Raw genomic sequence first — 12,951 nt, 5'->3', positions numbered from 1 at the left:
ATAAATAAAATAAAACCCAATATCTATACATTTATTCCCCTTAATTTATTGACTTTGTTAAAAATTCGCGCCTTTCTTTCATGGAATTGACGGTATTTCAGTCGTGTCGTACCTGTTCTAATCAAAGAACCATCGTCAAAACTTCTAAATGCAATATCATCAATGACTATTCCCGACCCATTTCTCATTTTTTGGGCATCTTCTAGGGTTATTTCATGCCCGATTGACCTGAAATTATCTAAAATTTCCGTTACCCCCTTTTCTTCATCGTTAATCGTTCGGGTTTCCCCCGTACAGTTATTGACAGAACTCCAAGGGGCGCTAATCGCGCCATCAAAAGCCAAACCACTCCCTTTAACAGACGTGGATACTTTAGCAACGAGTTCCCATTTAGCGGTGCGGGTAAGATAGAAAGAGTCCTCACTCGCAAGCGGTGAGTAAACCCCTTTAATTTTTTTTACATCTTCGCCGTATTCGTTCCCCATTTCGGTGACTTCATAAGAAAGCCTCACGGTTAAATCTCGGCGTTTTACCGTCGCACCACCTTGTAACTCGGTGTAGGCATACCAATCGCCTACATCTGACGCAAAACGCACGTTGTCCATATCTTCCGTTGCTAGAATTTGCTCATCACCTGGCAAGCGACGCAACTCTCGCCAAACAGACACCGGAGCCCCCCCTATTTGCTGAAACTGACGAATGCGGTGTAAGCTCGCCCATGCTGAAACCGCTTTAGCCATGTCTTTGCATTTCTGCCCCGTTTCATCATCTATCTCGTCATCCATTGCGTAACCATCAATATTTTTAGAAATATATTTAGCGATATAACCCGTTGCGGATCCTTTTTCTTTATCAATAGGCTCAACATAAAAGCGGGCTTCTTTTGCCTCTTTGGTTTTTAACTCAAAGGCATCCTCTTCACGGGCATATTCCGCAAAAATCTTTCTCAACTTTTCAACGTGATCAGGATGAACAAATAACAATAAATGCCAGTGGGGAGTTGAATCATGGTGAGGTTCTACGACACGAAAACCGAAAGGGCGAATACCTTCACGGGCATATTCAGCGCGAACTTTTGACCAAACTTTGCATAGGTATTTCTGAACATCACGAGGGGAGGCACCGTTCCATTGTTCAATGAAACCGCCCTTACTGTATACATTGTGATACTTTGATGGGGCTGTGAGGGTGTAAAACTCACCAACATAACCCATTTCATTAGCCATGTTTTCAAACCCACGCATACGCACCATCAATTCGCAACGGCGAACCGCAGGATTAGAAACACTGGCTAATACCATTTCTTCAAGAGAAACACGCTCACCATTCTCATTAGTTAAATCGAAACTTTTAATATAATCCCAGTTACGTTTTTTTTGTTCTATCCACTCATGTAAAGCACGACGGGAAATATAAGGGGAAGCACTTTTTTGCACCTGCCCGACTGCAATAGCCAAATGTTCAGCACGCAAATCGCGCATGCGCTTTAAACGTCCATACCACCACTTATCAGACATCATGCGTAATAAGCCTGATAACATTTGCCCTTCTGTTATTCCACGCCCTTGCGTGAACTGCTTCCAGTACGGTGGCACAGTGCCTATTTGTGAAGTGATCTTACTTATTTTCTTGTAGCCGAACTTAGCACCGTCTGATTCATTCTCATAATCAGCACGTTGGCAAAATTCAGTAAATGTAGATGTAAGATAGCGGGCGATACCGTTCGCCAGCTCTTTGATGGTTCCACGGTCTAACGTGTGTAGGTTAGAAATTTGTTCGACGTATTTTTCAGGGAAAAAATCATAACCTGATGTAACACCATCAAATTGATACTTTGATAAAACAAGGTTGTATCTTGGTAATACATTCTGTGCAAATTTGCGTAAAAATGTATTAGCAAGACGCCTACTATTTTTTTTCCCACTTTTAAATATTTTTGAATATCGGGTAGCAAAATAAATCGCCAATGAATCGGGCACATTACCTAAGATGCTATTACGGAATTCAATATCAAACGGGTTTGCATCATACATAATGCGTTCAGCCAAGGACGCTTTTGGCGATAGCCCTGGCTGAAATTCTTCTTTTTGGCGACGCATTGAGATAAATACGTCGCTGTTATTCTCCACCGCACTAGTCATATCAAACCAGTTCTTGCGCTTGACGTTCTAGCTCTGATGCTTCACTTTCCAACAGTTCAGCAACGTCGGCGTAATCCATTTTATTTTGAATAATTAAACTAGACAGTTTACGAATACGGGAAGCATATCTATCCGCACAGACTTGCTTTTGTTCGTTACGCGCCAACGCTAATGTGGAATCTAAAACAATAGCGTGTTCGTTATTAGCAATTTTCGCAGGCATAAAAACGGGGGTTGGTATTGATGTTCTCATAATATATTTCCTTTATTTAGGTTGTAAAAAACCCTGACCTAGTAAGGCCATTTATTTTTATTTTGGGTTTAATTAATTATTGCGGTAATGCTAATTGTTTAGGTAATAATGCCGTAACGGCCTTGATATGATTAATAGCTTTAATAATGTCGAATATTTCTGATGTTTTAAAATCTTCAAAATTTAAATCATGTCTTTCTTTGGGAATACCTGCCATATATAAAATGACGCCTAAGAATTTTTTATTTTCTTGATAACAATCATCAAATCTATCGCGCATATCAAAAAAGAAGCGTTTTAATTCTTCATTTTGTAAACCAAAATGGCGAGAACGTAATTTAGCGGTATGATTTAATCCATCAACACGTTGAGCAACTGGAATATGAAAAGCTCTTTGTTCGTTTTCAACTTGATTCTGATACATAATAACCTCGCTTAAAACGGTATATCTTCGAATTCTGTTGATTCTTCATAAGCATCAACTAGCTCATTTCTAAAACTAGTCAATTTCTCAGCGATATCATCCACACTCAACACACCATTATTTAATTTATTTTTTACCAACTCAAAAATTCTATTTTTAAAATGGATTTTCTCTGATTGTTTATTTCTCATGAAATTTAAAATCTCATTAATTTTTTGGTTTTCACTATAATCGACATCTATTTTCACTTCGGCATTATTATTTTCAGTTAATTTTTTTAAGCGCTCTATTTGACGTTCTTTCGCACCTGGTAAAATCTCATCAAACATATTTTCTTTAGACATAAACACCTCTTAACTTAAAGCTGATATTAATAAATAACCCATAAATAAAACGAGACTAACAATATAAATAGAATTGTTATTTTCATTTTTAAATGAATCACTTGATAATTTATATTTGTGTTGTTGAAGCTGTAATGAATTTAATTTCATTTTAAAACCTCACATCATTGATGGGCTAAGATTAGCGACTGCATCCACTGCACAGGCAAACGCCGGATTAGTATGTAATCTGGCCGATAGTGTTATGCCTGCCAACGTTAAACAACGAATTGCTGTATTAACAGAACGTTTAAAGTCAGCGACACGTGCATTATTGAAATTACCGCCTGAAACTGTATTTGTTGCTAACTTCCCCACTTCACCGACCGCCGTTAGTAAATAAGCGGGTACATTAGAATCACACGCTTCATTAACTGGCACTGACGGCTGACATTGCATTTGTTCTAGAACGCCATCAAGGATAGAGGCGTCCTCAGTTGCATCAGTCAGCTTCATTAAATCAATGCACGTTAACTGGTGCGGTTGTTCAGGGTTTAACTTGTTACGCAACATTTGGGCGTTCATGCCGATGCTTTCAGCTATTTGCACTAAATCCCCTTTATGGGTATTTGCGAAAGCACGGCATGCATTATCAAAGTGCGCTTGTTTGGAAACCTGATAATCAAACATGGTGTTTATTCTTCTTTAAGTTCACTATTTGTGTAACTGATATCAACTTAAAACTAAAAAGCCTAGACATACCATTCTTTATGGTAATGTTCTAAATCTATATAAACTCGCTCGTGTGATTTTTTCTTGGGTTTTATTTTCAATTTACCCTCTCGCACTTGCCATCTTGCAGAATCAAGCGTCATACCGTATCGCTTACAAAATTCCGCGATAGGGATATACCGCTTCTGCTTACCTATATTGATTGAACATTGATCTTTCATAAGGCAAAATCTCCTTTAATTCTCACTAGTCCGCACTAGTTAGCGTCATTTATCACAAGCTATGAGTGAATATTAATTTCACTTTTAGTTAAATGCAAGAGGAATTTAAACTTGAATCAAAATATTGATTTAACAAAAGGTGGAACTGAGGTTTTAAATCGCATTATAGAAGCGTATGGATTTCCTTCAAAAATAGCTTTAGCCGAGCATTTAGGAATAAGCAGTAGTAGCTTATCTATGCGCTATAAAAGAGATTTATTTCCAGCTGATATCGTTGTTCGATGCGCATTAGAAACGGGCGCAAATCTTGAATGGCTAACTTTTGGCATTGGTAAAACTTTTACAAATATAAAAGTAGATATACTAAAAATCCCTTGTTCACGTTTAGTGAATGGGAACCTATTAATGTTTGATGATGTTTTATTTGATAAAGCAATGCTCAAAAACACCGCGCCACTACCAAAAAAGGCAAAATGTATAAAAGATGGTGATAGTTACTACATTTTAGAAGAAAACTTTGACGATATATTTGATGGTAAGTGGTTGGTCGATGTTGAAGGAAAAATCAGTATACGGGAATTAACTCTTATTCCTATTAAAAAAGTTCGTGTTTCTGGTTCTGGTGTTCCCTTTGATTGTAATTTAGATGACCTCACCATTTTAGGTCGTGTAATTACCGTTATTGAAAATTTATAGAATGACAATTAGAAAACTTGATTCTGGAGAGTGGCTTTGTGACCTTCGCCCCAACGGGGTCAGTGGTAAACGCATACGCAAAAAATTTGCCACTAAAGGGGAAGCTCTTTCTTATGAAAAATTTATTCTTGCTGAAATAGAAGATAAACCGTGGCTTGGCGAAAAACAGGATAACAGAAGATTATCTGATTTAATAACTCTATGGTATGACCTCTACGGTAGAACATTGACTGATTCAAAACGCATGATGTCGAAACTAAATGGTATTTGTGCAGGATTAGGTGATCCAATAGCATCTCAATTAACAGCATCTGATTTTAGTCTTTATCGAGAAGGTCGATTAAAAGGTAGAATACCTGATATTAACGGGAGATTAATGGAAGTAAAACCCGTCACAGTAAATCATGAACAAAGAAACTTATCAGCTGTTTTCGGTACTTTAAAAAAGTTAGGGCATTGGGATTTACCCAATCCTCTTGCGGGGCTTCCTACATTTAAAGTCGATGAAACAATGGTTACCTTTTTATATCAAAATGAAATTAAGCGTTTACTAGAAGCACTGGCAGAATCTAGAAATAAAAGCGTCTTAATAATCACAAAAATTTGTCTATCAACAGGAGCTAGATGGAGTGAGGCAGAAAATCTAGAAGGTAGCCAAGTAACACCGTATCGCATCACATTTAGTAAAACAAAAAGCAAAAAGGTGCGCACCGTTCCCATATCGAAAGAACTCTATGAGGAAATACCCAAAAAGAGGGGTAAGTTATTTACACCGTGCCGAAAAAATTTTGAACGTATAATAAATAAATCAGGTATTGAACTACCCGAAGGTCAATGCACTCATGTGTTACGCCACACTTTCGCTAGTCACTTCATGATGAAAGGAGGGAATATTCTAGTGCTAAAAGATATTCTTGGTCATTCTGATATCAAAATGACAATGGTCTATGCACACTTTGCCCCTACCCATTTAGAAGATGCAATTACAAAGAATCCATTAGCTTCCTTAAACGAATAATTGTATTTTCAATTTTTGTTTTAATGACATTACAATGTCCACAATATGTCCACATAAACCACAAACGAGCACAAACCCGCACTAAATAGCACCAGTTATCACTAATTATCTTATTGATATTTATAACAAGTCATTGTTTTACCTAGACACCACAAGAGAATGTAGAAATTTCGGACGCGGGTTCAACTCCCGCCAGCTCCACCAAATTTGGTGGGTCAGTGATAGGACAACGGTTTCAAAAACAAGAAGTTAGCGAAATCATTAGGACTACACACTGACAACAAAAGGACTGGAAAGTGCACGCGAAATGCACGTGCATTTGAATAAAGAACCCCGAGGGTAACTCCTTGGGTTTTCTATTTGTAACAAAGTGTAATAAAGTATTTCATTCAATCCCCTCGTTAGAAAAGATTCCAGAGCAATATTAATTCATTAAATACGAAATAATATGCATATCACCTATCCCCCTTACTTAACACGTCAGGATGATAAACCCTTTTATTTGTATGTCTTATTGGTTTCTTATTGTAGGATAGATCTAACCCACAATAAGGAATATAAAAATGAGAATGACCTCCCGCAAAAAAGAGATAATGGAATTATTTAAACCCGACAATCTTGAATGGGTAACAGGTGAAATAGGTGCACCACCTTTCGACGTTTCAGGAGTGGCTTATATGCTTAAAGGAATGGATTCTTTTAACAAGAAAAGTATTCTCGAATCTACCCGCAGAACATTAGATAGCATGGTTAAAGATGGCTTGTTAGAAAAAATATCCAGCTATGAGAGACGACAAAACAAACACCAAGGCTCAAGTTCATCACCTGGTGTTCGCTGTGTCGTTAGTCGGTATGGCTTGCGTGGAAAGTGTCGTCTTATGAAATACGAAAATAACGGGGAGGATTTTATTGAAGGTGAGTGTGTGGTAGTTGGCTAACCAACAGGCAGTTTCTGGCACCTTAAATACTCAAATGTACTTGCTGTGCTTTATCATGTGGTGTAATAAAATTTGTCACCACAGATAAAAGCACAAAAAATAAGCGTTTCGGTGCAAAGTAGCGTATACTGAATCACGATATCCCTATAATGGGCGAAAGATATGAAAGCTTTTAATGTGATAAGAATGTTTCAAGGCACACTAGTAGAAGTTATCTGCCCAAGTTGTTCTTACGTAGCCAAACAAAACAAACACAAGCTTAAAAAAAATCTAATTCTTGTGTGCCCCAATTGTGGTTACATGTTTTATTTCAATAAAATATAAAAACAACTCAATATTCCAGTTTAGTTGTTATTTCCTTGTGCTGCCTACTATGGTGATTTCCACCATAGTTGATAACGAAAATTAGCAACTAACAATCAGTTATCAATTTCTGGTGTCTTATTGGTGTCTTGATTTTCTTCCTCTTCTTTCTGTCTTCATTTTTCTTCCGCTTCCTGTGCTTCTTCCATCTCACGCATTCTCACGTTATAAAATACTATTTTTGTAAGCTTTTTTAACACTAAACTGAAAGTAACAAATATGATGGAAATCACTATCAGGCTCAGACAATAGATAACACTGAATGATCAGGCTTCATTACAAAATAGGATATGTTTTTTCAATAACTCAGAGGGCAAAATTGCCCTCTGGAATGCCTAAGACACTAATAAATACTTTGACGCGGATTTACGCTACATGATGGTTTTCACCATTAAGATGTTGTGATATCGCAACAACTGTAATGAGAAAATTTTATTATGATTAATACGGCCCATACCCCATTAACAATGCTTAGTGCGCTATCAATGTTCTGAATATCAAATTAACACATCATTCAATCAGGAACGATACATCAATACTTCCTTTATAAGTATTTGTAGGTATATTCCCATTAGCACAAAGGTTGAATGATAATAACTTATAAACAGTTCCCCCATTATATTTCCCCATAGATTGTCCTGCATAAAACTCTAAAGCTTCGGAAGAATTGTTATTATATACTGCATTAGTTATTTTTTTAGCTGCATCAGATACAGTAATATAAGGTGCGACTTCTTTATCTTTCAAAGGGATATTGGAAGACATTGTCATCCCAGTTTTACTCCCATTGACTAACTCATTATAGGGTTTTAATGTCACGTACATATTTCCTGAATGAGGACAAGAGACAAGCATACTAGCGACATTCTGCTCAAGTAACTTGGCTGACTTAAAATTTTGTGCTAGTTGAGCGGCAAATTGTATGTTTGTTGAGCTAGCAGGAGAAACATTACATGTTTTTAAGACGTGAATAGGACCATTACCAAATGAAAAAGGAACTGAAGATAGATCTGGAGGAGCCTCAGTTGCTGTTTGAGCTGTAGTAAAATATACCGGAGCAACAAAATCGTAAATACCGGGTTTAACATGGCCTACTGCATAAATAGAATAAGAGCTTATTCTCAAACTAGTGTTATCTACACGTGAAAAGCGACCAAACCAACACATTGGGTGACGATAACTAAATTCACTAGGGTAATCAGCAGTTCTAGAAACCTCTTTCCCTCGACGCAAAGTAATTCTAGTTGGGGTATATGTCCCATTATTACTATATACAGAATTGATAGTTAACGTTCCATTAATAGCTGCAACTAAATAATTTTCCCTATTTTCCGCTTCGCTTGCATTTTTATTATATAATTTTAATCCGTACTCCCCCTCTTGACTTCCTGGGAATGGGAATAAAAAACTCTGCCATTGTGCACTGTTTTTACTACAATAATCTACAACATTATTAACACCTACAGCCGCGCCATAGCGATTACCACTACTATAAAGTAACATATATGATTGAGGAGGTGTTAATTCACCTATATACCCCGTTCCATTATCTGGAATAACAAGTGCTTTTGTTAGGAGAGGGAAAAACAGTGACAATACAAAAAGACTGATTTTAATAGTTATCGTTTTCAATTTTCACCACCGAACATAATGACAGATATAACCATTGATATACTATTTATTATACGATTATTAGTGATTTTTATCTCTAACAATAAGAATAAAAATCATTATTCCATATAAAAATTAAAATAAAAACAAAGTAAAGAAAAACATTCCAAAAAAGAATCATTCACGCTATTTTTAGTAAGATAATATTTTCAATAACTGTTAACAAACATCATTTTAAGATTTTCTCCTGCGTTCTTTTTTCACTTTCTATGCTTATTCCATTTCACGTATTCTCACCTTATAGCTTGATTGCTCTGACAACAACCTGCACACAAATGCACTTAGACAAAAATAAAATAGCTATTAGCGAAATAAAAGGTCTATTTTTAATTATCTCTTTTAGATAATATTAGACATTAAAATAAACTCAGTTTAAGAAAGTCTAAATTAGATATATTAAAAATATATTCAGATATCATTAAATAAATAAACAAAAGGTGTATTATATAATATTGCTTTGTTATTTATCCTCTAAAAAGGAATAATGATATGAAAAAATTATTACTTAGCCTTACTATGCTGGCGATAATATCTACGCCAGTGTTGGCTAAATCCCCTGTAGCTAACTTAAAAATCAACGGTGATATTAAGCCCCCAACTTGTACTATTAATGGAGCAACACAAAGTGATGTGATTTTCGATTACGGAGTCATAAGCCCAACACTTATCCCTCAATCGAAAATTTATTCTTATCCTGCCAGTATGGTTCAAAATACAGTTACAGTTGAATGTGATGCAAAAACATATTTAACCTTTGTTGCGTCTGATACTTATGATAATACAGAATTAAGCGTTAATAATACGTCAGACTGGTTTCATTTAGTAGATAAAGCAAATCCTGAAACTGCGGTTGGAGCAGCTTATTTTGTATGGGATAATGTGACTGTTGATGGCAAACCTGCGTATATTTCACGAGCAAACGATGCTGCTATCACAGGGACTAACTACTATAATGTCCTATATAAAGGGCCAACCAATGGTTGGACATCAAAACAACAGACAGAATCGGTTGATAAAGGCTCTCTGGCTCTAATTTCAGGTGAAATTTTCCAAGCAAATTTCAGACAGGGAATTGAAAGTAATCCTACTCAAACCTTTATTTTATCTAGAGATGAATTAAGTAAAAAAGGAATAGATTTATCTAATGGTTTAGATTTTATCGGGGAGGCTGTTCTCACTTTTAATTTTGGTGTCTAATTTTAAAGTAATTGATAATCACAATATAATTAAAATTTATATTGTGATTATCTTTTGCTATCAATAAGAATCCCTCAAAATTTAATATAATTAAGGACTTCTCATATAACATAAAATTATTTTTGTATTTCTTTTAAATAATCAGCAACACGATATTCAATATTTTTACGCTCAATGTCAGATAAAGAATAAAACATAGCGACATTATTCACATCATAATTTAATAGTAAACCATAATAATATGCTTCTTTCACATCACCTTTGAGTAGAAGTGCTTCATAAAGTTTGTCAAAAGAAGATATTGCAAAATTCATTTTTCCTAATCGAATATTCATATCTAAAATATAATCGTTATGATTTTTTAGTGTAGATAAATACACATTCACGAAAGGATCCTTACTTATGTATTTTGGTGCATTAGTATACATATTATTTAATTCAGAATACAAAAAATCATTTATTTCATATGGATAATCTAACGATAATTGATACCACTCAATAGCCTTATCAAGGTTTCGTTCAACTAAACACGGTGACTCTAAATAATAATCAGCAATGATACTAATACTAGAATATTTGTATTCATTAGAAGAGCTGTATTTACTAGGTTCTTCTCCTGTTGTTAGCCATTCTTTAAGATAGTAGTCTGCTTTATTGATATTATCTTTATCTTCACAGATATTTTGCATATAGTACCAATAAATTAACTCAGCCGCTTCTTTATTTCCTAAATCATATGCTTTTTTGGCATAAATTAAACTTCTTCCACTATCTTCAATACTATAAAATCTTGCTAATTCTAGTTGTTGTTTACTACTCTCTTTTTGGTTTAGTAAATAATCAAGTGTATTATCTCTTTTTTCCTTCCATCTTCTATCTATTTCATATTTTTCTGATTCCAGCTCAAAATGAGACGAATTGATGCTAATACGTAGTTCATATTCAGATGCTTTAGCAATGTTCTTTCTAACCCCCTCTTTACCGTCTCGATAAATTATAGCCAATTCTTTTAAGCAAATAAAATCACCTAAATCTGCACATTTTCTTCGCCAAGCCAAACGCTCCTTAATAGTGATATTAGTTAACTTATCAAAAGAATAGTCTTGATAAATTTCATCGCGAGCATTCTTATCTTTATACTCTTTTGTAATAATAAATTTAATTGCATCAATAGAACCTATTTCAGCTAATTTAAATATATCCTTATAATATTTTTTTAAATTATCTTCATTAATATTGTTAGCTGAGTTCTCATGTATTATATTCTTTATTGTATATTGAAATGCAAGATTTGTATTTTGACTTAATAATGGTTGAATAGCCTTTCTTATTTTATCATCATATAGCGAACGTTCCACAATAAAATCAATTACATATTGTGAATCCATTCCATATCGGAAAAGAATACTATATCCTTCCTGTCGTTTTTTTTCTGTCAACCTTCTGCTTTCTAAATCATCTTTCAATTCTGAAACAATATTAATAAGAGCTTGATCATCTATTATATTTTTATATTTAATAGTCGCAATTGCTTGATGAAAAGTAGCTTCATAGGCATAACCTCGTGCTTTTTGATATAATGAAAAAGCATATTCTTCATTATTGGCGACATCTTCTTCTAAAAGAAGATCTGCATAAAAATGAGCTAAGCTATAGTTTTGATTAAATGTACCAGCTGATTTATTTTTAATTACACTCTCTCTTAAAATATTCACAATCTCTTCTTTTTTAAGATAATCAGAAGCACCAAAATCAAAATATATTTTTACTAATTCTCTTTGGCTTTTACCTGTCAATTTATCATTAGTTATGTTTTCTTTCAGAAAACTAACTGCTTTTCTAATATTCTGATGAACCCCCTCACTATTAGAATATAATTTAGCCAATAATAATTTGCTTTCAGGAGATGGCTGTATGTTATATGCTCTCTCTACCAGCTTAAGTGCTTTTTCAAAATTATAAAAACTACTATTTGGTTTTAAATAGACATTAGCGAGCGCTAGCATGGCTTGTGGAGAGTTTGGATATTTCAATAATAATGTATTAATATATTTTTCAAGCAAGTTTCTAAAATAATTTGATGATAATGTATCACTATTATTTAATTTCTCTATTATTTTAATTAATCCATCATGATGCGCTAAATCAGCAGATTTTTTTAAATATATATTAGCTAAAAAAGAATTTTCTTGAAGGGGATAGTTTTTCTTATCACCCTTGTAGATTTGATACAGAAGATATGTTGCCTCAGGATAGTTCAAATATGCTGAATCAAAAAGTAAGTTAATATCTTGACTTATTAACTTATATTTTAAATACATCATTTTAGGATCTTTTTCTTCAATAAAAGGACGTATCATATTTTTAGTCTTTTTTGATTGTTTTACTGAATCCTTATTCTCTAAATATTGATATACAGCTTCTTTATTGCCTTCTTCTGCTAATTTTTCTAATTCTTCAAGTGTTCTTTTTTTTTCAGACCAAGATTGCTCACCATAAATAGGGAGTAGCGTATATTCTTTTTGATCATAATAAATCACAGGAAAATTAAGGTCATGTAAAAAATCTTTCGCTATTGAAGAGCCTAAATCAGCAGCTTTAGTTAATGACGTTAATCCTTGAGCATCATCAGTAGGACTTTGGATTAATCCTTTGTTACGTAAATATCCTAAATTATAAAGTGCATTTCTATTTTGTAAGTTTGCTGATTTTATTAACCATTTTTGTGAAGCTAAGGCATTTTTATCAACCCCTATGCCATCCCAATACATCATTGCTAAACTAAATGCCGCTTGCGGATCACTTTCCGCATATTGTGTAAAATAATTAAACGCCTCTTTATAATCACCTTTTTGATAATAGCTATAACCATTTGGCTTTGACTGTGGTTGGATTTGATTTTTATTGAGATAAAGCCCCAAGGCAATAAATACTAAAAAAATGGAGATAAGTATATTTTTAATTTTACGAGACA

Annotated in this window: 12 protein-coding genes; 5 read left to right on the top strand and 7 right to left on the bottom strand. The window is 34.3% G+C overall.

Annotation, left to right across the window (positions count from 1 at the left end; translation table 11 throughout):
* Nucleotides 1-23: 23 nt before the first annotated feature.
* From AACU98_RS04605 to AACU98_RS04585, 5 genes are all read right to left on the bottom strand, one after another.
* Nucleotides 24-2,141, bottom strand: a complete 2,118-nt coding sequence (locus tag AACU98_RS04605; protein ID WP_112843687.1) for a replication endonuclease — start codon at nucleotides 2,139-2,141, stop codon at nucleotides 24-26.
* A gap of 1 nt (nucleotide 2,142) precedes the next feature.
* Nucleotides 2,143-2,394, bottom strand: a complete 252-nt coding sequence (locus AACU98_RS04600) for a DUF2732 family protein (RefSeq protein WP_071233406.1) — start codon at nucleotides 2,392-2,394, stop codon at nucleotides 2,143-2,145.
* Nucleotides 2,395-2,470: 76 nt separating this feature from the next.
* A complete protein-coding gene (locus AACU98_RS04595) occupies nucleotides 2,471-2,818 on the bottom strand; it encodes a DUF5347 domain-containing protein (protein WP_109407776.1) in 348 nt (115 codons plus the stop codon).
* 11 nt (nucleotides 2,819-2,829) lie between these two features.
* Entirely contained in the window at nucleotides 2,830-3,162 is a 333-nt protein-coding gene (locus AACU98_RS04590; protein ID WP_112843686.1) for a hypothetical protein, read from the bottom strand.
* 159 nt (nucleotides 3,163-3,321) lie between these two features.
* Complete coding sequence (locus AACU98_RS04585) at nucleotides 3,322-3,831, bottom strand: phage regulatory CII family protein (RefSeq protein ID WP_110229122.1); 510 nt, start codon at nucleotides 3,829-3,831, stop codon at nucleotides 3,322-3,324.
* A gap of 374 nt (nucleotides 3,832-4,205) precedes the next feature.
* Between AACU98_RS04585 and AACU98_RS04580 the strand changes: the two genes are divergently transcribed.
* From AACU98_RS04580 to AACU98_RS18420, 4 genes are all read left to right on the top strand, one after another.
* On the top strand, nucleotides 4,206-4,790 hold the full coding sequence (locus tag AACU98_RS04580; protein WP_049219419.1) for a phage repressor protein CI: 585 nt from the start codon (nucleotides 4,206-4,208) through the stop codon (nucleotides 4,788-4,790).
* A gap of 1 nt (nucleotide 4,791) precedes the next feature.
* Complete coding sequence (locus AACU98_RS04575; RefSeq protein ID WP_049219420.1) at nucleotides 4,792-5,808, top strand: site-specific integrase; 1,017 nt, start codon at nucleotides 4,792-4,794, stop codon at nucleotides 5,806-5,808.
* Between the two features lie 563 nt (nucleotides 5,809-6,371).
* Nucleotides 6,372-6,746: a hypothetical protein gene (locus AACU98_RS04570; protein WP_126656414.1), complete on the top strand. Its 375-nt coding sequence runs from the start codon at nucleotides 6,372-6,374 to the stop codon at nucleotides 6,744-6,746.
* A gap of 162 nt (nucleotides 6,747-6,908) precedes the next feature.
* Nucleotides 6,909-7,070 (top strand): YnfU family zinc-binding protein, encoded by a 162-nt coding sequence (locus AACU98_RS18420; RefSeq protein WP_221885004.1) that lies wholly within the window; start codon nucleotides 6,909-6,911, stop codon nucleotides 7,068-7,070.
* A 549-nt stretch (nucleotides 7,071-7,619) separates the two neighbouring features.
* Here AACU98_RS18420 and AACU98_RS04565 read toward each other — a convergent pair.
* Nucleotides 7,620-8,741 (bottom strand): hypothetical protein, encoded by a 1,122-nt coding sequence (locus AACU98_RS04565; protein ID WP_161735619.1) that lies wholly within the window; start codon nucleotides 8,739-8,741, stop codon nucleotides 7,620-7,622.
* A 528-nt stretch (nucleotides 8,742-9,269) separates the two neighbouring features.
* On the opposite strand from AACU98_RS04565, the gene AACU98_RS04560 reads away from it, so the two are divergent.
* Nucleotides 9,270-9,977, top strand: a complete 708-nt coding sequence (locus tag AACU98_RS04560; RefSeq protein WP_004243947.1) for a hypothetical protein — start codon at nucleotides 9,270-9,272, stop codon at nucleotides 9,975-9,977.
* A 116-nt stretch (nucleotides 9,978-10,093) separates the two neighbouring features.
* Here the strand turns inward: AACU98_RS04560 and AACU98_RS04555 are convergent.
* A partial coding sequence (locus AACU98_RS04555) for a tetratricopeptide repeat protein (protein WP_237612239.1) occupies nucleotides 10,094-12,951 on the bottom strand: 2,858 nt, incomplete at its 5' end.

It is taken from the genome of Proteus sp. G4380 (genome assembly GCF_963885725.1).
In the GTDB taxonomy this organism is placed as follows: domain Bacteria; phylum Pseudomonadota; class Gammaproteobacteria; order Enterobacterales; family Enterobacteriaceae; genus Proteus; species Proteus mirabilis.
Note: the sequence above shows the minus strand (reverse complement) of the source record. Positions and strands in the feature narration are given on the sequence as shown.